This is a genomic window from uncultured Dokdonia sp. (genome assembly GCF_937910895.1).
Classification (GTDB): domain Bacteria; phylum Bacteroidota; class Bacteroidia; order Flavobacteriales; family Flavobacteriaceae; genus Dokdonia.
The window spans coordinates 1-22,879 of record NZ_CALEMI010000066.1 but is presented as its reverse complement, the minus strand read 5'-3'; the positions used below and the strand labels follow the sequence as shown (position 1 = coordinate 22,879).

Annotated in this window: 20 protein-coding genes; 6 read left to right on the top strand and 14 right to left on the bottom strand. The window is 34.4% G+C overall.

The window, feature by feature from the left end:
- The first annotated feature begins 161 nt into the window (after positions 1-161).
- The 3 genes from Q0505_RS07985 to Q0505_RS07975 all read left to right on the top strand — a co-directional run bounded on the left by Q0505_RS07985 (position 162) and on the right by Q0505_RS07975 (position 3,114).
- Positions 162-647 carry a hypothetical protein gene (locus tag Q0505_RS07985; RefSeq protein WP_299211090.1) on the top strand — a complete coding sequence of 162 codons (486 nt, stop codon included), beginning with the start codon at positions 162-164 and terminating at the stop codon, positions 645-647.
- Entirely contained in the window at positions 640-2,541 is a 1,902-nt protein-coding gene (locus tag Q0505_RS07980) for a zinc-dependent metalloprotease (protein ID WP_299211087.1), read from the top strand. Before Q0505_RS07985 ends, Q0505_RS07980 begins: the two co-directional genes overlap by 8 nt.
- Before the next feature lie 405 nt (positions 2,542-2,946).
- Positions 2,947-3,114: a Lacal_2735 family protein gene (locus Q0505_RS07975; protein WP_299211084.1), complete on the top strand. Its 168-nt coding sequence runs from the start codon at positions 2,947-2,949 to the stop codon at positions 3,112-3,114.
- On the opposite strand, the gene Q0505_RS07970 is transcribed toward Q0505_RS07975, so the two are convergent.
- Genes Q0505_RS07970 through prfA form a run of 3 tightly spaced genes read right to left on the bottom strand, consistent with a single transcriptional unit; the run spans position 3,103 to position 5,806 of the window.
- On the bottom strand, positions 3,103-3,894 hold the full coding sequence (locus tag Q0505_RS07970; RefSeq protein ID WP_299211081.1) for a helical backbone metal receptor: 792 nt from the start codon (positions 3,892-3,894) through the stop codon (positions 3,103-3,105). The two genes, Q0505_RS07975 and Q0505_RS07970, sit on opposite strands and share 12 nt — an antisense overlap.
- Before the next feature lie 11 nt (positions 3,895-3,905).
- Positions 3,906-4,727 carry an orotidine-5'-phosphate decarboxylase gene (gene pyrF, locus Q0505_RS07965; RefSeq protein ID WP_299211078.1) on the bottom strand — a complete coding sequence of 274 codons (822 nt, stop codon included), beginning with the start codon at positions 4,725-4,727 and terminating at the stop codon, positions 3,906-3,908.
- Entirely contained in the window at positions 4,727-5,806 is a 1,080-nt protein-coding gene (gene prfA / locus Q0505_RS07960) for a peptide chain release factor 1 (RefSeq protein ID WP_299211075.1), read from the bottom strand. The genes pyrF and prfA overlap by 1 nt, the downstream gene beginning before the upstream one ends.
- A 310-nt stretch (positions 5,807-6,116) precedes the next feature.
- Between prfA and Q0505_RS07955 the strand changes: the two genes are divergently transcribed.
- Both Q0505_RS07955 and Q0505_RS07950 read left to right on the top strand, forming a co-directional pair.
- Entirely contained in the window at positions 6,117-7,562 is a 1,446-nt protein-coding gene (locus Q0505_RS07955) for a BLUF domain-containing protein (RefSeq protein ID WP_299211072.1), read from the top strand.
- 64 nt (positions 7,563-7,626) lie between these two features.
- Positions 7,627-8,127: a peptide-methionine (S)-S-oxide reductase gene (locus tag Q0505_RS07950; protein WP_299211277.1), complete on the top strand. Its 501-nt coding sequence runs from the start codon at positions 7,627-7,629 to the stop codon at positions 8,125-8,127.
- A gap of 32 nt (positions 8,128-8,159) precedes the next feature.
- Here the strand turns inward: Q0505_RS07950 and Q0505_RS07945 are convergent, their stop codons facing one another.
- The 5 genes from Q0505_RS07945 to Q0505_RS07930 form a co-directional block, all read right to left on the bottom strand.
- Positions 8,160-8,828: a hypothetical protein gene (locus Q0505_RS07945; protein ID WP_299211070.1), complete on the bottom strand. Its 669-nt coding sequence runs from the start codon at positions 8,826-8,828 to the stop codon at positions 8,160-8,162.
- A gap of 325 nt (positions 8,829-9,153) precedes the next feature.
- Entirely contained in the window at positions 9,154-10,275 is a 1,122-nt protein-coding gene (locus Q0505_RS07940; RefSeq protein WP_299211067.1) for a pepsin/retropepsin-like aspartic protease family protein, read from the bottom strand.
- Positions 10,276-10,326: 51 nt separating this feature from the next.
- Positions 10,327-11,394, bottom strand: coding sequence for a hypothetical protein (locus Q0505_RS07935; protein WP_299211064.1), 1,068 nt, complete (start codon positions 11,392-11,394; stop codon positions 10,327-10,329).
- Positions 11,391-11,444, bottom strand: a complete 54-nt coding sequence (locus tag Q0505_RS21410; protein WP_366519382.1) for a hypothetical protein — start codon at positions 11,442-11,444, stop codon at positions 11,391-11,393. The genes Q0505_RS07935 and Q0505_RS21410 overlap by 4 nt, the downstream gene beginning before the upstream one ends.
- The gene (locus Q0505_RS07930) at positions 11,440-12,621 is read right to left on the bottom strand and encodes an AIR synthase related protein (protein WP_299211061.1); all 1,182 of its coding nucleotides are present in this window, start codon (positions 12,619-12,621) and stop codon (positions 11,440-11,442) included. The genes Q0505_RS21410 and Q0505_RS07930 overlap by 5 nt, the downstream gene beginning before the upstream one ends.
- Positions 12,622-12,922: 301 nt before the next feature.
- Between Q0505_RS07930 and Q0505_RS07925 the strand changes: the two genes are divergently transcribed.
- Positions 12,923-16,207, top strand: a complete 3,285-nt coding sequence (locus Q0505_RS07925; RefSeq protein WP_299211058.1) for an ankyrin repeat domain-containing protein — start codon at positions 12,923-12,925, stop codon at positions 16,205-16,207.
- A gap of 236 nt (positions 16,208-16,443) precedes the next feature.
- Here the strand turns inward: Q0505_RS07925 and Q0505_RS07920 are convergent, their stop codons facing one another.
- From Q0505_RS07920 to Q0505_RS07895, 6 genes are all read right to left on the bottom strand, one after another.
- Positions 16,444-17,970: a carboxypeptidase regulatory-like domain-containing protein gene (locus Q0505_RS07920; protein WP_299211055.1), complete on the bottom strand. Its 1,527-nt coding sequence runs from the start codon at positions 17,968-17,970 to the stop codon at positions 16,444-16,446.
- Positions 17,960-19,387, bottom strand: coding sequence for a CsgG/HfaB family protein (locus Q0505_RS07915; protein ID WP_299211052.1), 1,428 nt, complete (start codon positions 19,385-19,387; stop codon positions 17,960-17,962). Before Q0505_RS07915 ends, Q0505_RS07920 begins: the two co-directional genes overlap by 11 nt.
- 22 nt (positions 19,388-19,409) lie before the next feature.
- Positions 19,410-19,817, bottom strand: coding sequence for a curli assembly protein CsgF (locus tag Q0505_RS07910; protein ID WP_299211049.1), 408 nt, complete (start codon positions 19,815-19,817; stop codon positions 19,410-19,412).
- A 4-nt stretch (positions 19,818-19,821) separates the two neighbouring features.
- Positions 19,822-20,616 (bottom strand): CsgE family curli-type amyloid fiber assembly protein, encoded by a 795-nt coding sequence (locus Q0505_RS07905; RefSeq protein ID WP_299211046.1) that lies wholly within the window; start codon positions 20,614-20,616, stop codon positions 19,822-19,824.
- A 36-nt stretch (positions 20,617-20,652) separates the two neighbouring features.
- Positions 20,653-21,198, bottom strand: a complete 546-nt coding sequence (locus Q0505_RS07900) for a hypothetical protein (RefSeq protein ID WP_299211044.1) — start codon at positions 21,196-21,198, stop codon at positions 20,653-20,655.
- 127 nt (positions 21,199-21,325) lie between these two features.
- Positions 21,326-22,771: a curlin gene (locus tag Q0505_RS07895; protein WP_299211041.1), complete on the bottom strand. Its 1,446-nt coding sequence runs from the start codon at positions 22,769-22,771 to the stop codon at positions 21,326-21,328.
- Positions 22,772-22,879 lie beyond the last annotated feature (108 nt).

Here is a 22,879-nt window from a genome sequence, read left to right as displayed (position 1 = left end):
AATTACTTCTCTAATACTTGCTTCAAAAGATTTTAAAAAATCGCTTTTGAATCAATTCTCTACAGATATGTAAGAACAGCTTGCACATTAAAAACAGGTATAGTTATATGTTTTTTAGATAGTTACTTTCATCGTAATTACTAATTAAAATTCTTATAATTATGAAAAAAATCTTGTTTTTAACGTGTGTTCTTTTAGCAACATCAAATCTATTTTCTCAAACAGCTACACAAAGTGCCGCAAATGGGCCCGTGCCAATACCAGACTCCCAATGGTTAGGAAGTGATACAAATACTGCAAATACTTGGAGAAATGGAAATGTCTCTATTGGCACCTCTTCTACCACAGATGGACTCATCACTTACAAACTCTCTGTAAATGGAAAAATACGTGCTACCTCTGTAAAAGTCTATACTGGCTGGGCAGATTATGTTTTTGAAAAAGAATACAAACTTCCTACACTTAAAGAAGTAGAAAAATTTATTAAAGAAAACGGACATTTAAAGGACATTCCATCTGCTGCAACTGTGGCTGAAGATGGAATTGACTTAGGAGAGATGAATAAATTACTCCTACAAAAAATTGAAGAGCTTACCCTCTATGTAATAGAATTAAATAAAGAAATCGAAACCTTAAAAGATGAATAGATCTATGCGTTATAATACTCTTATAAAAAGCATAGGAATACTTATTTTCTTAAGCTTTTACCATGCTGGGTTTGGACAACAGTCTTTAGCTACAGACGCTTTGAGTCTATTTGACGTTTCGTCAAATAGAACCGTTGCTAGTCAGTACTTAAAAACCGAACATGATGGATATATCCTTCAGCTAGATGTGTTGAAGTTTGAAAAGTTTATGCGTTCTAATGTACAAGAATTTACCTTGTTATTACCTGCGTATGGCAAACGTGACCAGCCTATGGAAATTCAGCTTATGCAATCTCAGATTATTAATCCTGGAGCTTTGGGTATGACGAGTGATGGTAAGCAAGTGATTGATCTTGAAACTCAAGGAACTCATTATTGGGGACGTGTTGCTGGGGAACAAACACAAGTAGCTATCTCATTTTTTAATGATGAAATTTATGGCTATTTCTCAGGTAGTAAAGGAAGTTTCAATCTTATTCCTTTAAAAAATGCTGGAAAAGGAATATATGCGTTTTATAAAGATGCTTTAGTGTCGGAAGATTTAGAATGTGGTATGACTGATGCAGAAAATGAAAATGTACCACCCTATAGTTCTCAGAATGAAAGTTCAGGGATACGTATACAGAGACATCCCATTACGATATCCCTAGAAGCAAATTATCCTGTATTTTTAAACCCTGCTATAGGAAATGGTTCTGTGACTCAAACTATCAATATGATGCTTTCGCACTTTAATCAAAGTGCCATGATTTTTGCTAATGAAGAGATTACGATGTGGGTTTCTGAGGCAAAAGTAGAATCCTTTGACACCCCATCTGGCACTGTGTTCCCAGGACCAGGTATGACAAATCAAGTCATTTACAATGGTCAAATATATTGTGAGGGTGCAACTTCTAATTATATGACTCAATTCCAAAATGAACGCGGAAATACATATAATGGAGATTACGCATATCTATTTGTGAACTCTACCTGTTTTGCCGCTGGGAGAGCAGCTACTATAGGTGGTTTTTGTGATAACCCAAATACATCACGAATGGGTGTTGGTTTGATACCTTCTGTATTACCAACAAATTATGAGTTACCTAGCGTGCATCCCCGTTTAAAAATTTTTATACACGAAATGGGACATCTATTTGGTTCTTCACATACGCGTTCTTGTATTTGGAACGGTAATGGAACAGCTCTAGACGCAGGTCCTAATGGAGATGCAAACAATTGCTATACAGGACCAGATCCTGCCTATTTCACATTCATGTCTTCTGGAGGAGGTGCAAATGATTGGCAAGATTATGACTACAGACGTGGTTTTGGTGTACAACCTGGACAACGTATAAGAGATCGTATTCTTGAGCATATAGAGTGTTTTGGCGAACTCACATTTTGTCAAGCAAATCGATATATTTTTCATCGTATTTCTGATGAAACACCTGTAGATTATAATGGCTTTTATCAAGCATTAAACATTAAAGCAGATAATAAAATTGTAAATAATTCAAAAGCAATCTATGTGGCGCAACATTATATTGAGTTACTTCCTGGTTTTGATGTAGCTACAAACTCTGAATTTAATGCCATAATTGTAGAAGACTGTCTTAACTATGAAGATGTAGATGCAAACACCGAATCTGGATTTGCTCCTGCTGATATTCCTACGTTTTCTGTACAGGTTATTCCAAACCCATCCAACGGACAATTTAAAGTATATCTGGATAAAGAACTAAAGCAATTAGAATATCAGCTTTTAGACATAAGTGGTATGCCACTTTATCAAGAAACACTTCGAGAAAAGGAATTATTTGATGTGAATTATAACACATTAAAATCTGGTATTTATTTATTAAGAATTATTTCTGAAGGTACTACGGTTGTCAAAAAAATTATTATTAAATAGTATAATACTAAAGTTTATGTAATGCCATGCTTATTTGATAAGCATGGCATTTTTTATATACATTTAGTGTAAGCTAGAAACTTAATGATTTTTCATATTTAAAATAATAGATTTATTAAAATATGTTATTATCTTAAAAGACTAATAAAAACACACTGATTAAACATCTATCTGACGTTTTTTAGAAGAAATCTTCTATATCCAAACATTCATACAAATAGATTGTGTGGCTGCTTTTTATTGTTTTTGCATCAAAAATAAGTGATAAGACACTTAAAATTAGTTATAGCATTCAAAATGCTTAAAAATATACAAGTACTTAATTTATTACATTTTAAACATCTAACTATCAATTTTTTACGTAAATTTAATAAGAACCAAATAGTAACCCCTATTACCCAATCAATGAAAACCATTTCTAAACATATTCAATTTAAAGAATATTTGGAACGAAAGCACAAACGGCTTATTGAAGAAGCATACAATCTAGAGTATACAGATGCTAGCTTAAGTGATGTACTTACGTATGAAGCATTACAACTGGACCAGAAATTAAAATTTTTACAATTTTAGTTGTTTCTGTAGGATTTTAAAGTAATCAAATGCGCCCAATAATCGGCTTCCATACCAAGAAAAATATTCCCCATCTACCAACATAATCTTTGCACGGGTGTGAAGCATGAGTTCTTGTATATGCTTTTCAGCGAAAGGAAAAGGCTCTGAGGACAAAAAGATATAATCTACTTCCTGAAGTTGATCTAACGATACCTCTGGATATCTTCCTTCCTTTGTTTTAAATACATTTTCATAGCCACATTCTCCTAGCAAGTAATCAATAAAGGTGTCATTTCCCGCGACCATCCAAGGATCTTTCCATATAAAATAAGCAACCTTTTTACACGGAACTGATGCATCTAGACCTTTTGAGAAATCCCTGTGTTTCTTCTGAATTTTATCGACTAAACGATGTGCTTTGTCTTGAATTTGAAAAATAGCACCATACATCCTGATCAACGAAAGGGTATCTTCTATATTTTTAATATCAGATATATGTACAGGCGCAATCGCTTCCAAGTCATCTACGATCTGTTCTGTATTCTCTTCTTTATTACACAGAATGATATCAGGTTGTAGTGCTTTGACCCTATCTATATGCACTTGCTTGGTACCTCCTACAATTATTTTTTCTTTGATCAATCCGTTGGGATGCACACAAAACTTGGTCAGACCCATAATATGATCTCTCAACCCTAAATCAACAAGTAATTCGGTTAGACTAGGAACTAAAGAAACAATACGTGTAGGAGTTGTAGAAAATTGAAGGAGACGTCCTAATTGATCTTTATACTCCATAAAGACAAGATTTATAAGGTGTCTTCTAATATCGTTTGCATAGCTTGCTGCATTTCTTTTGCGGCGATACGCGCAGCTTCAGCGAAATCTTCTCCTTGCGATTTATAGATGATTCCGCGAGACGAATTAATCAACAGCCCTACATCTTTGGTCATTCCGTATTTACAGACATCTTCAAGACTTCCGCCTTGAGCGCCCACCCCAGGAACTAATAAAAATGCTTCTGGAATAATCGCACGGATATCGGTTAAATACTCCGCTTTTGTAGCGCCCACCACATACATCAAACGATCACTATTTTTGTATGTTTTTGAAGTCTCAAGTACTTTCTTGTAGAGCTCTGTGCCTTCTATCTGTTGGGTTTGAAAATCAAAAGCGCCTTGGTTAGACGTCAATGCTAATATAATGGTGTGCTTATCTTCAAAAGCTAAGAAAGGCTCTACAGAATCACGCCCCATATACGGAGCGATTGTTACTGAATCAAAATTAAGGGATTCAAAAAATGCCTTGGCATATCGTGTCGACGTATTTCCTATATCCCCCCGTTTTGCATCAGCAATTGTAAATTGCGCTGGATAGTTCTTGTTGAGATAATTGATGGTTTTCTCTAGTGACTTCCACCCTGCGATCCCATAGGCTTCATAAAAAGCGATATTAGGTTTATACCCTACACAGAGATCATGTGTCGCATCTATAATGGCTTTATTAAACGCAAAAATGGGATCTTCTTCATTCAAAAGATGTTGCGGAATCTTTTCCAGATCGGTGTCTAATCCAACCACAAGAAAGGATTTCTTTTTATGAATCTGAGCAACAAGTTCTTGCGTAGTCATTATAATTCTCCTTCGTTTGCTCTTAGTTTTTCTGTATTAGAAACGAGTTGTAATTCATCTAATATTTTCTGAATATCACCATTCACAATATTTTGAAGATCGTATAAGGTCAATCCAATACGGTGATCTGTGACACGTCCTTGCGAATAATTGTAAGTTCTAATTTTTGCACTACGGTCTCCACTACTTACTTGCGAATTACGTTTTGCAGCATCTGCCTCTTGCTTTTTGGCAAGCTCCATATCGTACAATCGAGAGCGAAGGACTTTAAATGCTTTTTCTTTATTCTTATGTTGTGATTTCTGATCTTGACATTGTGCCACCAATCCCGTAGGAATGTGTGTTAAACGTACTGCAGAATAGGTCGTATTTACCGATTGTCCTCCAGGTCCTGACGAACAGAAAAAATCAACACGAACATCTTTAGGATCTATTTGTACATCAAACTCTTCGGCCTCTGGAAGTACCATGACTGTAGCAGCACTGGTGTGTACACGTCCTTGTGTTTCGGTTTGTGGGACTCGTTGTACACGGTGTACTCCCGCTTCAAACTTTAAGGTTCCGTAGACATCTTCTCCCGTGATTTCAAATTGAATCTCTTTAAATCCACCCGAAGTTCCTTCTGAGAAATCGACTGTACTATGACTCCACCCTTGCTTACTATCTACATACTTTGTGTACATACGGTACAAATCTCCAGCAAAAATACTGGCTTCATCTCCTCCCGTTCCTGCACGAATCTCGACGACAACATTTTTAGCATCTTCAGGATCTTTAGGAATCAGCATCATTCTGATCTTTTCTTCCAGTTCAGGAATTGCAGTTTTTGCTTCGTCCATTTGCATTTTAGCCATTTCGACCATCTCTGCATCACTCCCATCAGAAATAATTTCTTCTGCTTCTGATATATTGTTGGTATATTCAATATATTTCTCACGCTCATCCATAAGCGCTCTCAAATCTTTGTATTCCTTATTGAGTTCTATATATCGTTTTTGATCTGTGATAATATCAGGTTGAATGATCAAATCACTCACTTCATCAAAACGTTGTTTTACGATCTGTAATTTTTCTAACATAATTGCCTTCTACTTACCGCGAATTTACAATTTTCAATTGATATTTTCTTTGCGAATCATCGCTTTTGATCTTATATTTTGAATTAAATTTTAAGGGATTTCTCTTTTTAAGGATAACTTTGATTTAACGTATGAACTATAAAAACCCATTAGTCCTATAAAAATTAAATATACAGCATCAATTAGTTTAAAATATTAAGGCTTTATTGTTGTATTTCATATAAATACATATATTTCTTAACTTTGTATTAAATAATGTATCAACTTTTTTTTAATTACTATTTTCTAGATCAATACTGTCTAAATACTTATGTTCAATCTGAAAGAAAATACTCCTATAGATATGCTACGTCAATTTGCTGTGTATCTCAACGCAGATTTGATTGAGAATCTAGGAGCTGCTAAGTTGGTTTTAGATAATGAAAAAGGGAAAGGTACGATTTCTATCTATGAAGTTTTCCCTGGCTTAACTGCATGGGTTTATAAAATAACATATACAGAGAATTTTAAAATTGAATTTGATTTTTCAACGAGTACGCAGTATTATTTTGGGTATCATCAATCTGGCTATCAATTACAAAAATTTTCTAACGAAAAAGAATTAAAAAAAATCCACGAGGGTCAAAATTTTATTTTATCAGGAGAAACTGGACAAAATTCAGAATTTACGATACCATCAAATATTAATTATGAAAGCTGTTATCTCATTATAAACCCTTCCTTGTTTAAGAAATATAAAACAAACCTAAGAGTTCAATTAGTTTCAAATCTAAAACAACTATTTAAAAAAAGTTCTAAAGAAGAATCGTATCGATATTTTGGAAATATTAATCTTCATACAGGTGAGTTTGTAAAAATGATTATTAGCAATTCGAGAATAGACTTAGTAGGAAGACTAACTGTAGAAGGAGCTATCTTGAATATGTTGGCATCACAAATTGAATCTTTTCAAAATGATAAAAATAATTCTGTAAGTCCTACAGACTTTTCACAAGAAGATATATCTGCCATTATAAAATTGGGAGATTATATCAGAAAAAATATCTCAAATACTATAGATATTTCAACACTATGTAAATATTTAGGGTTTAACGAAAAAAAAATACAAAAAGGTGTACGCTACGTATATGGTACCACCGTCAACGAATATATTACAAGCATACGCATGGAATTGGCAAAGGAGTTCATTCAATCTACAGATATGACAATCTCCCAAGTATGCTATAGTATAGGTTATTCTAGTCGTAGTTATTTTTCTAATGTTTTCAGAAAAAGATTTGGAATATTGCCAAGAGACTATAAAAATTCTTTTTCTAAAGGAGAGTTTCTATTTGAAGTAAGCTACAGATCTTTAGCCGTATTAGAATTAAAAGAAGAAGATGTTGTAAACATTATTGATGTTTCTAAGATTCAAAACAAAAACAATAATATTACAGGAAGTCTTATATTCCATAATAATATCTTTTTTCAGTTAATAGAGGGTCCCAAAAAGGAAGTCCTACAACTTTATAAAAACATAAAAAAAGACAATAGACATCATAGCATTGTTACCCTGTGGCAAGGTCCTAAACCAAAACTTGAATTTGAAGATTGGAGTATGGCAATGATATCCAACAATCCAATGATTGATTCCTCTACCAATTTTGATATAAATGAATTAAACTTAAGCCATCTAGTGTCTGATCTAAATGATAAAGCTATTTTATCAGATAAACTATGGAGAAGAGTCCGTAATAAATTAAAAATATCCCGTTAATTTTTTGTGCTTCATCTCAATACCAACATCATTAAATATTCATATTTTTTAACACTGAACTCTCATTCAAACGACAGATAAAATAGCCTTTGGAGGTGGTTGTCATTGGTGTACCGAAGCCGTATTTCAAACTATTAAGGGCGTCTACGATGTTGAACAAGGTTTTATTGCTTCAACTGCGCCTTATGATTCGTTTTCGGAAGGAGTAATCGTACATTTTGATTCGCATATAGTTAGTATAAAACAGCTTATTGAAATACACTTGCATACGCATCAGTCAACGAGTGATCATCGTTTTAGGACGAAATATCGATCAGCAATGTATTGGTTTAGGGAAGAGCAAGAGTCCGCTTTCGCGAAAGCGATCTCAACATTACAACCAAACTTTTCAAAACCAATTATAACCAAAGCCTTACCATTTGAAAGGTTTAAACTGAATGATGAAACCTTTTTAGCGTATTACAAAAGAAATCCTGAAGCACCGTTTTGTAGACGATATATTGACCCAAAAATGAAACTTCTAGAAAGAGATTTTAAAGAGATCTTCGATCCATTTTTAAAATAATTTGTGTGCAACACATTACACGCGGCAGTATATTATTGCTCATCTTTATGACGAGTGTATGTAAGTAAAGACGCTTTTGTTTCAGATATAGAGCTTGCTTTAGGATGTGATAGAGAAGTATCTGATTGACTGTTTTCCAACAGTTCCAATTGCTCCTTCTCTTCTCTTTCTAGTTCATAGTTAAGGCCGTAATTAACTAGAAATACAAACCCTAAAAGATAGCTTATACGGTCTATGTAATAGCAAAAATCAATCTTATAATAATAGGCTAATAGAGAAGAAATATCTGAGGTTACAAAACTGAATACCAGCAATGTAAATATAAAAGAGCGTGTACTATTGTATAAATTATTATAAGCTACGGCTGTAATCGCCATAAGCATCATAAAGGCACCATAGGTATAAAATAATATTACTTGAAACGGATTTTGAAAACTATAGTCTATCATATCCAGAATGATATAAAGCGTATATGTATTTGCCGAGACTAATAGTACAGATACAAAAATCAAACTGCTACTAATTTTTATAGTTCTGAGTTTCTGAAGACGTTCTGCGATGAGTGCCCCGTATGCTAGGATTCCGAAAAGTAAATAGAATATGTTTCCTACATACGTTTCGTATCCTTGAATAGCGATATCTTTTCCTAAAAAAAACAATAATGCACCAAGTACAAATAGGTTTCGTTTTTTACTTGACACTACATAAAATAGTAAGAAGCAAACTGTAGAGACGAATCGTATTTGCCTACTGTGATCTAAATTTGTGGTGAATATTACACAAATATTCACCACCAATAGTACGATAGCAAAGACTAAGAAACGATGACGTTTCCAAAGAAAATTCAAATAATTCATGATTGGGGCGGGTAATGTTATTGTATGCGTAATTGATTTATATGTATGTATGTACGTATCTTTTTGGAATTTGGTTTTTAAAAATTTATTTTTAAATAAATGATAAGTGTTTGTTTATAAATGATTTAAGACCTATAATCACAACAATATACAGATACTATTTTAAAAACTAAAGTACAAACAACTTTTTTCGTTGAATGGTCAATTTCTTTCCGTTGGTAAATTCCCATTCAAAATCGCTTTTCTCGTCTGACAATTGTCTTTGAAATTTATCAAGTTCACAAAAATCTGTGAATACATTGCCATTAAAGGTTTTAATTTCATCTCCCTGACGAATACCTTGTTCCCAAGCGTCACTTCCTTCTCTAATTCTGTAAACAGTCATTTTACCATTTTTGAGTACGGCTGCACCATCATAACTCCAAGCCTCATTTTTAATCGTGGCATCAGAGACAAACAATTGATCGTTTTTTAAACTCAGAAACAAGCGTCTGTCTTTCCATAAACTATTCCCTATTTTGGTCGATTGCGTGCTATAATCTACATCTGGAGCAATGGTCACAGTTCCAGATTTGATTTCAGGAAGTTGTAACGTTTTTGAGTATGTTTTGGTTAAGGTGCCATTCACATCATAAAAACCACTGTAAAATGTAGCTTTAGGGTATTCATCCATACTTAAAAGCGTGTAAGCATCTTTATTGATATCCGAATCTCTAGCGCCTGTGTCTAATAGAAATTTGATTTTCTTTCCGTTCATTTCCATAAAAACCGATGGACGGTTTTTTGCAAAGTCAAAATCCAAGGCGTGCATTTCTTTGACGTCTTCAGGATAAAAATCGGGCGGAGACATGATGAGTATTTTTTTCTCAAAGTCAATGATCCAATTAAAATGTTGTGTAATATCAACACCCAATACACCGTCTACTTGATAGCAAGAGAAAATATCGCTATCGGTAGTTTTTAAGATTCTGTGTTTGGTAATTTTCCGACTTCCTAGTTGAATGTTGCCACTTTTGTAATAACGCATTCTCGTTTTAGAGCCGTTGGATGAATTTACTGTTACCGTTTTTGAAGTTGGCTTTAAATCCCGATCTACCCAAGAAAACCCAACAGTTACCTGCGCACCTGTATCAAAGGCGAATTGTTTTTCTACTCCATTAAACGTCATCGGGATGATAATAATCCCTAGATCATTTCTAAACGGAATGGTGTCTTGAAAGGCTGGAGGTTGTTGTGCTTGAAGGGTGATGGAGATAAAACATATAACTAAGAAGAGGATTGCTTTTTTCATAGGTTTTGATAGTCAACGATAGGTTAGACTAGAATAGTAGATCAGTCTTTTCTAGTTTTGCAATTTCTTGTCAATTTCAAATTTCAATCTTTCCAGTTCTTTTAAGTGTTTATTTTCACTACTAAAATATTCATTAAATTGTTTTTCTACATCTTTAGCATAGTGAACGGAGTTAAATTCTGTTTCCCAAATATCTTTTCTTATATCAGAAGAAGACACTAGTAGTTTTCTACAAATAGGTTTTTCATAACCAGGCATATTCCTTAATTCGATTGCTGCTTTTAAAAAAGGTTCTAAAAAATTATCCGAAATATACCTTAGATTTGATAGTCTATCATTTAGCTTATAATCCTCCAAATAAGCATAATACTGTATTGTAAATTCATTTGCTAATTTTACCCAAGAATATGACATATAATCATCAGGAAACTCAACTCTATACTTATCTACTAGAATTGAACATTGACTTAATAGATTACGAATCTCAAAATTAATTTTTCTTTGCTCTTTTACTTTAAAATTAATGTGAGATGTATATTTTTCTTTTAATTCTTTTAATGCTCCTGAATAAAAGTCAAATATGCTATAAATATTTAGAAAAATTTTTTCCCAATCTTCGTCTTTATGAAAATTTGTGCGAATAGCTTTATAAATTGAAAGAGGTTTCATATCAATTATTCTACTAAAATTTTTATTAGTAGTAAAGTACATCATATTCATTTCGGAAGGTGAATCTTGTTCCTTTTGAGAGTACTCGGCTAAAATTTCTCCTTGATTAAGTATATCATTGATTGTTGATTTAAAATAACTACTTAATAATTTCAGTTGGTCTAAAAGTTCTTGTTTATTTTCTTCTTCCTTTTCTTTTCTTTCATTTAAAGTCTGTTGTCTTTGTTCTAGAAGTCCATAAAAAACAAAAAGTATTGATAAAAATGCTAGAATTCCACCAATTAAAGCTCCATAAGCAGAAACAATGTTGTTTTTATTTTCAAAATCAATGTTCAAAAAAGACTTATTAGGTGTTTCACTAATAACGTCAATTGTAAAAATGATTATTAATAAAACTATAACTATAGTTATTCCAACTAGTATTTTTTTATAAAGTTTTATTTTATTCATCTATTAAGTCTTCTTATTAAGTAAAGTGTATTACAGTAAGAACAACTAATACTTAAACTTCCCCTTAGTACTCTTTATCGTTAGCTTTTTCCCTTTCGAGCTTGCTTCTACGCGACCCACAATCTTTGCTGCTACATCAAAAGACTTGGAGATGGCTATCAACTCTTTAGCAATGGTTTCACTACAATAGATCTCCATACGATGTCCCATATTAAAGACTTGGTACATCTCTTTCCAATCGGTATCACTTTCTTTTTGAATCAAATCAAACAGCGGTGGTACTTCAAAAAGGTTGTCTTTAATAATATGTAAGTCTTCTACAAAGTGTAGAATTTTTGTCTGCGCACCTCCACTACAATGTACCATTCCGTGAATGTCGGAAGCGTCATAGTTGGAAAGGATTTCTTTGATAATCGGTGCGTAGGTACGTGTGGGTGAAAGCACTAACTTCCCTGCATCTATTGGGCTATTTTTAACGGTATCCGTTAGTTTTTTGGAGCCGCTATACACCAGGTTATCAGGAACTGCCGCATCAAAACTCTCTGGAAACTTTTTAGCTAAGTATTTATGAAAAACATCGTGTCGCGCCGAGGTCAGTCCGTTGCTTCCCATTCCGCCGTTATATTCAGTTTCGTAGGTCGCTTGTCCAAAAGAAGCAAGTCCTACAATCACATCGCCAGGTTTAATATTGGCATTATCAATCACATCGCTCCGCTTCATACGTGCCGTCACGGTAGAGTCTACAATAATAGTTCGCACCAAATCACCCACATCTGCCGTCTCTCCTCCTGTCGAATGAATCGTTACGCCAAAAGATTTTAAATCCTTTAGCAACGCTTCGGTGCCATTGATGATCGCCGAAATCACCTCGCCAGGAATCAAATTTTTATTTCGCCCTATCGTGGAGGATAAAATAATATTATCGGTCGCACCTACACAAAGCAAGTCGTCTACATTCATAATCAGCGCATCTTGTGCAATGCCTTTCCATACCGAGATATCTCCTGTTTCCTTCCAATACATATACGCCAATGCCGATTTGGTGCCCGCCCCATCGGCATGCATAATCAAACAATAGTCATCATCGCCCGTAAGGTGATCGGGTACGATTTTACAAAAAGCTTTTGGAAATAGCCCTTTATCTACATTTTTGATGGCATTGTGTACATCTTCTTTTCCGGCAGATACGCCTCTTAGCGCATAACGTTTTGAAATATCTTGGCTCATAGGTTGTTTTCGAAGTCACAAAAATAGGTATAATTCATTAGATTTTTGATGTATACGCTTTCGCGAAAGCGCACAAAACCTTAAAAAATGACTGAAAATTCTTACGTCTATTTATTAACCCGATGTGTTATAAACTTATAATCCATAATTACGTCTAAAAATATATTTTAAAACCTTCTTTTTCCGTATTTTAGAATGGTGTATATATTCCCCCGTATACAAAAAAATAGATATCCAATTGAAATCAACTAATGCATCTAAGGTAGTTTTTATACTGCTTTTAATTTTTTTTATAGGGAATATGTATAGCCAAACACAAGATGTTCTTGGGCATGGTTTTGATATCCGTTATGTAGATCCGTTAGATTGGAATAGTTCTTCCAAAGGAAAAGCACTTTTACAAGGAAATCCCGAACGCACAGCCAACACGCAAAGCTTTCCTGAAACACATCTTTTTGTGACCAATTCGTACGAATATGAAAAGAAGGTGTTAGAAACCGACACTGTTGACTATCCGTATGTCGCTCATAATAGCAAAGCACATTATAAACTATTTGATACGGCTGAAAACCCTGATGCGTTGATGGTGTACACCAAAAAGAAAGTAGGCACTGAAACGGCGTTGCTTCGGCTAAAAGGAAGTGTGTTGGATAGTGCGCTTGTAGAGGACTTTAACAGACTGGGTCGTGATATAACTCCTAGTGGTTTTATTGCTCGCTATGGTACGCACATCGCCCAAGCAGTTGCGTATGGTGGTGTATTTTTACTTCAAAATTCGATTGCCAAAAATGATTATGTCTACTCTCCTTATGATGAGAACGCTTTTAAAGAGAAGGTCATAAAAGATATAGAACAACAGCAACTCAATCGTGAAGATATAGATCCTTATATCAATGCAAAAAAAGGAAGACCATATACGGTAGGTGGTGATAAAAATCAGTTGTGGTTTACTGCTTGGGAAAACACCGTTTCTAAAAACACTCAATCGCCCATTGAAGTACGAATGACTCCCATTGTAGACATTTTACGTTCCATACCTTTACCAGATGTAAAAAACAAGGCTGAAAAAATAAAACACTTAGACAGTATCACTACGATCGCCATGCAAACAGCCCGTGATCAAGTCAGCAGAAAAGAATCTAGTACGTTCTTTAAAAAATACTCCCTTAGATTCAAACAAGAGATCGTAAGCTTTGTTAAAAAAAGTATGGGGCCTGTAAAAACAGATGAAAACGATTATACAGGGGATATCTTTTTCGGAGGCTTTTCGAAAGACGAAGCCTTATTAGAAACAAAACCGCTTATAGAAAGAGGTGGTCTTCGTTTGGAGACATTAATAACAGATGAAGAAGTCACCCTCGACAAAAACGTGATTGTTACGATCAAACCAGAAGATATCGAATATGGATATATGAGTGTTTGGGATGATACCAAAAAACTATTTAAAAGTAAAGAGAGAAAACGATTACGAGTTGCGGGCTCCGAAGAAGCAAAAACCTATTATAAAGATGCCCTTTTAAAAAATGTGCAGAAAACCATTACACTTACTTCTATAGATGATCATATTTACGAAGTGGTCTACACAATGGAACTCGTCAGAGAAACCGATCTTCTTAAAAACACAAATACACAGTATAACTATGTCATAGATTCTGAATTGGTCGCTGCAGCTGCTACAGGAAATAGGGAAAGACTTGAAGAATTGTTTTTGAGAAACGCTAACGCAAATGCACAAGGTCTTATCAAGGCAGTGATTATCAACAAACAGCCTATAGACATTCTTAATTACATCTTAGATAAAGGAGTTGTGGCAACGACAGAGGATTTGGATATTTTATTTGAACGCCAACATTTTAATCCTGAATATGCGCTTATCCTACTAGAGCGAGGTGCTGTTCCTAAAAATAATATGATCTATAAAGCTGTCGCTTATAAGAGTGCGCCAGTGGTGTATGCGCTTTTTAGAGAAGGCGCACAACCGCGTAATAATGATCTTTCATTCGCCCTCCAACTCCGCTACTACCCTACTGTAAAAGCATTAATGAGCGAAGAATATGATGTCTTTGAAGCAGGAAAAGATGAATTACTTCTAGCGATCGAAAATGATGATCATGAGCTTGCTCAAAAGTTTATCACTATGGGAGCAACCGCAGATGCATATATGCTGGAAAAAGCGATTAAAACTGATAATATAGATCTTAAAAATACCATTATTCCTGTCACAGAAGCTACTAATCAATCGCTAGAAGTCGCTGCTGCTATAGATGACGATGCGCTTTTTGAATATTTTATCGATAAAGATGCGAAGATCAATACCAATGTGGCGGTAGAAATGGCGATAGACAATAAAAACACCCATATCCTTGACATGGGATTAAAAAATGGTGGAGAACCATCTCAAGCGTTGGAATATGCAATTACAAAAGATAATAAGCCTGCGATTGAAGTGGCTTTAAAAAACAAAGCAATCCCTGAACCTGTATTTGCGTATGCAATCAAAAGCGAAGACTTACAACTTTTTGAAGACACCTTACTTACCTATGGAGGTTCTTTTGAAGAGGCATTAACAGCATCAGTAAAAGGAGATCAATTAGAATTTGCGCAATTAGTTTTGGCTCAAAATAATGAGTCACTAGATACCAGCAAAGTCATCCCTATGGCTGTAGAAAATGAAAATTTAGAAATGGTCACGCTTTTAGTGAACAATAGCGGAAATCCAAGTGAAGGAATGGCATCTGCTGTACACGTAGAAAATATCCCTATTGTACAATACTTAATCTCTGAAGGTGCAGAAACGCTCAGTCCTGAATTTATTATAAGTGCTGTAAAAGGCGAAAATCTTGAATTATCAAAAGTACTTATCGAAGAAGGAAATTCCAATGTAAATGATGCGATTCAAACAGCTTCAGAAACTGCCAATATTGATATTACATCCTACCTTTTAGGAAAAGGAGCAACTGCCGATGAAGCACTGAAAGATGCTATGGAAACCACCAATGAAGAGATTATTCTCTTGCTTATGAAAAAGAGTAATTCGATCAGTGAAAATGCGTTGTCGATAGCCTGTAGAAAAGGAAATCTAATGGTTGTCAAATACCTTTCGGAGAAAAAAGATTTTGGCCTACAAGAAGGTTTATTAGATGCTATCTACTACAAACAAAACGATATACTCAACTATTTGTTAAATGCAGGCGCACAACCATCTCCTGAATTATTGAGAGAAGCTATTTCAGTAAATTATATTTATGGAATTAAAACGCTTATTACTAATGGCGTTGATGTAAATCATACTTATGACACCAATGAAAGCCCACTATTGTTATATTTAAAAGAAATCGCTATTGAAGATGTTCAACTCGTAAGCTTCTTACTAGAAAAAGGCGCTGATATCAATGCTACCAATGGATATGGGGAAACGGCGACACATATAGCTGCACAGCGAGGTGTTTCGTTCATGGAAGTAATAAAATTGTTAATCGCGAGCAATGCAGATTTAAAACTCAAAACGATCAAAGGAAAAACGCCTTTGGATTATGCAGATGATCGAGACATAAAATCACTCATCAAAAAAGGGTTGAGAGATTAAATCTTAATTATCATTAGCTATCTCATATTCTGAAGAAATACTACGAACTAAATAATAGAACCTATTTTAGTTTTTCGCTTAAAGCGAAAAAATATAAAAGAGAAATAAAGATTTGTAAGCACTTCTGTTTTAAAATAGAACTACACCTTGTTGCAATAGATAATTACCTAATCAAAAAAGCTCTAAGATTTATAAATTAAAACTTAGAGCTTTTATTTGTATGAATTTAAAGAGACTTACTCCCAATCAGGCATATTAGCGCTTGTAAATAACTCATCGTCTTCAGGGTTATTTCCGCCTAATTCAAATAAAAATATAGATGGAATTGCTCCTGTATTACTATCAACTCTGGTAAATATAATATTTCCTTCAGAAGGAGAAAACCTAGGGTCTAAATCATTTTTCCCAGTAATAACATCGGTAACAAGCTCGACACTCGTAGCACTTGCCGCTTCATAAATAAACAATCTGCTTGCAAAAATTCTATATTGAGGATTCTGAGAGTTTGAAGTATCTCTTGAATACAAAATACGATCTCCATTGGCACTTATTTGTACACCTCCAGCAGCGCCTGGTAGTCCTTCTAAAACAACAGTTTCTTCTAGTCCTGTAGTTAGTCGTAATGTAAAAATCCTAACGTCATACCCATTGACATTATTAGTTTTTAATAGTAATAAATCAGCATCAAATTCCTGAATATCAACCTCAGAGATAAAAGAACCATCAGTTGTTTGATATATAAGATCTAGATCTGAGCCATCTGGATTGATACTATATAATCTATCAAAAGATGGATATATAATACGACCTCCGTTGGGTGACCATGTAAAATCAAGTTCATCCTGCCTGAACCCAGATACAGGTATTGTAGAGGTAACTTGCTGTACATTTTCACCTGTTAAATCCATCGTGAATATATGTGTGCTTCCTCCTACTGTCCTCAAGAAAGCAATACGTTGTGCCTCGTTGCTTTTTCTAGGTCTAAAGCTATTGGTAGCATCATCTGTTAATTGAAACAAATTGACATCTACTTGAGAGTTTCCTGTATCTCCTGCTCCGTCTCCAGAATAAATCACACTATTACCTCCTTCTTTCTTTACAAATAAGAAAGGATTTGACGGAAATGCCAAGGTTGAGAATTCACTTATCGTTGAAGAAACAGGTGAGTTATCATCATCAGATACCGTTACTTGCCAAAAATAGGTAGCCCCTAGGTCTAGATTATTTACTGTAAATGTGGTATCCTGTTCAACCGTATAGTTCTCTATTTCATTTGTAAAAGCATTTCGTAATTCTAAATCATAGGTAAGTGATTCTGCATTTGATTCTGAACGGCTCCAAACAAACATGACTTCACTTTCTAAATCATCTGCTCCATCTGCAGGCAGTACTAATATGGGCGCTGATGGAGGGTCATTTGTAATAGAAGATCTATCTAATTCAAAAGCGACTGTAGCTATTTCATCAGGAATAACAGCAACACCTTCAAAAGCAGTGTCAAAATCTTCAAGTTCTGCCATCACAGAATAATCATCTACGGCTATGTTCAATAATGAAAAGAACCCATTAGCATCTGTAAAAACAGTACTTGATGATGGATTAGTTGTGATTTTAACATTGCTTAATGGCATATTATCTTCACTAGAAATCACAGTCCCTGTTAAACCTCCTGTCAGTTCATCCTGTATTGTATCCTCACTACAACTAATCGTAAAAGCGAATAGCACTAAAAGAAACCTATAAATAAAATTATTAATTCTCATCCTCAATATCTTCTATATTTTCTTTTTTGGATTTATTTCTCCAATTGAAATTATAATTAACACCTATACCAAAGTTAAAATAAAAATCATCTCTTTTACCATTAACTCTAAAATCTAACTCATCACTTAGAACAACATTATGTTCTCCAAAAACCTTTATTCCAACTCTTGGATTTAGTTTGTATTGAACTCCAGCTCCATATTGGAATTTAAAAAATGCTTTTCCAAATCGTGTTTGCGTATCGGTTACTTCTCGAACATCTACAACGAGTCCAGGTCCTGCATAAATAAAAGGGGCTAGGTCGTCTTTAGGTAATAAATTAAAAATACCATTAAGACCTATACTTCCAAATATATTTGAATACTGTTCCCCATTATTTAATTCGAAAACGGCTCCATCAATACCAAAATCAAAAAAACGATTCAGGTTACGTTGGTAAGAAGCTGCTCCATAAAAACCTAATCTTTTTGTTGCATAATCCCCATCTATGAGATTGGCTCCACCTGATAAACTAATCGTATTTTTATATTCTCTGTCAACAAATAATCTGTTATACAAAGCTTTAGACTCTTCAAATTCTTTATCTTTTAGATAATCTGTGACCAATTGATCATTCACTGCTTTTCCTTCTTTACTGCTCCACAATTGATCTTTAACACCTTCAACAATTAAATCATGTACTGCTTTTTCAATAGCATCTTTTACTGCTATTTGAATAGGTTCGCTCTGCGTAATACCCGTTTCTACCTCTAACAATCGTTGAAATTTTACAAATCTAAAAAAGTTACCACTTAACGATTGTGATAATATCGTTTTAGAAACATATATAGTTTTAAGAATCTCGCCACTGGTTGTGGATACAGCTCTTAAATAAACAGTTATCCTGTCTTGTCGATATTGAGAAGAGGCGCCTAATCCAAAGTATCTAGCTCCCATACCACCAGTAACAATGTTGGTATCATAGGATATAATACCGCCTTCTAATATAAGTCCAGCGTATAATAAAGGAGGCAAAGGAGGGGTATTAGGATCTAAATTTTTAATATATTCCTGCTTGGTATTTCTTATAATATTACGCTCAGTAGTCAGGTTACCAAGATTTTCTCGCTCAATAGGCTTGAACCAACCAGAATCTTCTAATGCTTTTATTAAAATGGTCGTTCCTCCCTGAGTAACAGCAGTACTAAACGTACTTCCATTTTCGACTGGTTTAAATTGACCTGTTTGATCACTAAAATTATAAACAGCCACTTCTAGTTTTTGGGCTGCATCAGGAAGGTCTAATAATTTGTCTGTAGATCTAGAAAACTCGCCTACTCTCGAAGGCTCTTGAAATAAAGGTTGGTTAAAATAAGACCCGCAGGAATTAAATACAACTAGTAAAAGTACTAGTATAAACTTTTTAAAATGGTGCATATTATAATACTAATTGCGCTTACTAATTAGGAACTATTACTTGTGTTTCCTCTCCGTTTGTAGTATCTAAAATATTAATAACGAGTCCCTCTGAGCTTTCAAAGACTTCTACAGCCAATGTACCAAATGTAAATGTGCCAGGTTCTGTTAAATCTCCTATAGAATCTAATTGTTGTTGTGTTAACGTACGAGAAATCTGACTTAAAATTTGATTGTTTAAATTATCGCCAAATCGCTCTAAATCTGATTGCTGATCTGCCGCATTTTGTGGAGCTGTAAATCCATTTTGAGCTTGTGCAGAACTTAATAATTGCTGGTAATTAAACGTGTCCCCTCCAAAAAAAGGATTTATAGGTCTATACACAAATTGTTGTGCACTCATTGAGGTCACAACAAAAGAAATTAATAGTGTAATGATTGTAGTTTTCATATCGCTAATACCTTATAAATTGTTCATTCTGTTTTTCTAATCTATTCAGGAAAGATAATACTCTTTGAAGAGAAATTCTAACCATATCGGTAAGAAATTCTTTTCTAGGTTGCGCAAAAAATTGCCATACTAGTTTTCCGTCTACCTCCACACTAATTAATGTGTTTCTCCTTCTACCAGGAACTTCTTTAATTAATATATTTACTGGAGATTGTATTTGGTTATTGTAATACTCACTATAAAACATTCTGAAAAAATCTCTCCCAGATTTTGTTAATGTTTTTTGTAGCACTAATCCTTCTATTTTATAGCCATCTTGTGCTACGGCTTGATCTCCTGAAGTTTTTTTAGGGGTATCTCTATTTAAATCTATGATTGTTTTACCTCCTTGTTCTAAAACAATACGGTCTTTCCCTATAGGTTTATCGTCAGTATCGTAGACCAATAGAAGCAATATAATTTTATCTTCAACATTATAGTTCACAGTTAATGTTGATAATATTTTTGTCTCATTTCCTTTTAAAAAAAACAAGCCTGATTGATTTGACTTTGCAACATTACCGTCTTTATCAGTTCTGAAAACTGAATAATCATATTTTAAATTAAAATCGGTAGCTGTTTTATTTCGCGCCCCAGCGTGAAAAGTATAGAATTCGCTATTACGTTCTATTAAAATTTTGGCTTGGATATCTTTGTTAAAAAACTGAGCAAAACTTGTGAAAACACTTGTTGTAAGAAAAACAAGACAAAGAAGATATTTCTTTGATATATGAGCAAATATTACATTAAGTAGTCTCATATAAAACGAGTAAGTAATAAAAAGAAAACGTAGAGATTACTGGTAGCTTCTTATAATAATTGTTGGTGAGGCTTCTGTTTGTACAAATCTCATTGATCTTGTTAAAGTATTAGTCCCAAAGCGTTCAAAAGTTAGATTATCCCCTTGTTGAAGTAAATCTAGAGAAACATCTACAGTAGGGTTATTTACAAAATCTCGTATTAAATTAAAATTACCATCTTGAGTTATAGTAGTCACTACGGTGTTAGCACGATAATCTAAGGCTGTAAAATTAGAATTGCCTCTTTGGGTTAGTTGTATCTCACTAGAAGTCGTATTTGAATTAATAGATACTATATTCAAATCTCCTATTTGTGTTAAAAATATGCTATTCCCAGTAATTTGTTGATTTCTTGGATTAACAGAGGTGTCAAAACCTAAATTTAAAAATATATCAGAACTTACGGTTTGATTATCTACAACAATTTCATTTCCATTTACCTCTTGCTCTTCTGTATCTTTCTCATAAGTTTGAGCCAAAAGAGTTGCACTATAAAGTAATGTTAAGCAACTAGCAATGACTATATGTTTAAAATTTTTCATAACTCTAATTTAAAATAAAAAAAGTATATAAACTGTTAATTACTAATAGAATTTAAAATTGTTGAGAAATATTAAAAAGTAATGTGTATAATGAGTTTTATACACATTACTTTTTATAAACTCTCTATTAGTTGATAGGTGCCAATGTAAATGATGAAACTGAAGTTGGTGCAGTTACACCTTGAGGAGTCACTTGGATAAATCCATTTTGATTTCCAGTTCCTAATGGTCCTTCTTGGAGGATATCAGCTTGATTTCCACCTATTCCAAATTGACCTTCGTTTTGACGGATAGTGTAACTTTGTCCATCACGTTGTGTAAGAAGTGCTACGTTAAATTCACCGTGTTGTAACGTCTGACCGTAACTACCTACTCCTTCTTGGAATACATTGAGATTATTATTTGTTCCTCTTTGACTAGAAATAGCGCTATTATTATTCCCAGTTTGTACCTGAAGAGCACGGTGATCGCTTCCAGTTTGCAATACCCCAGTAGCGTTTCCATCTCCTATTTGCTCTTGTCTTCCTATATTTCCACTTCCATCTGAACTTCCAAAGGCATTCTGACTCATGTATGCTGCATTATTATCACCGTCTTGAAGTTGAGCTCCATTATTGGAATCAGCTGTTGAAGCATATTGACCTAAAAATGCTTGATTTCCATCACCGTTTTGTTGTTGAAAAGCAACACCATTATCAGAATCACCAATATTATTCCCACCACCAGTTACACTTGAATCGAAAGCAAAAGTATTAAACCAAACTTGCTCAGATGCCGGAGCTTGAAATAATTGATTTCCTTGACCTTGAGCAATAACTGCTATATTTCCTGTAGACCCCTCAGCACTCTGAATTTGCTCTGCACTGTTATTGCTCCCTGTTTGTGCAGTATAAGCTACATTACGGGCATCACTTCCAGCAGCATTGTCTTGCTCCACACGAGATTCGTTATTGCTTCCTATCTGGCTTACAATAGCAAATTGTCCTTGACTATCTTCTGGACCTGCATTTTGATCAATTTCAGAGATGTTACTTTCCCCTGTTTGAGAAGTCGCCGCATCACTGTTATCATACGTTTGTTTTGTGTATGCCGAGTTGTCTTGACCATCTTGAGTAATGTTGGCATCATTATTTTCAGCTTGGTCTGCAACTCCTTGTTGAATTAATGCACGGTTTCCTATCGTACCACCACCTGCTTCGTTTCGTTGCTCTGTCATCGCGTTGTTAAAGTCTCCTTCTTGGTAGCTAGTGGATTCGTTACCAAAACCTAACTGATCTACCTCTGCAAGGTTTAACTGACCACTAAGGGCTTGATTCCCATTAACGTCACCAGTCTGCATGATTCTAGCTTGATTTTCTTCTCCATTCTGAAGAGTCAATGCTGAATTCATGGTACCTGCTTGACGCACTTGTACTGCATTTGCTACACCGTTTTGAACACTTTCCCCTGTATTTGCAGTTGCTACAGATCCTGGTATTTGTGCTACCTGAACTGCTTTACGAGCCCCTGTGTCCTGAGCCATTGCGACACTTGCGATAGCTAGCGCGACAACGCTTAAAATTACTTTTTTCATAATTTTGTTGAATTTTAGTAAAAATTGAGTGATAACGAGGGATTGTTATTTTATAAAATACCTCATCACCAGAAACGAATCAGGTGATGAGGTATTAGTATTAGTTAA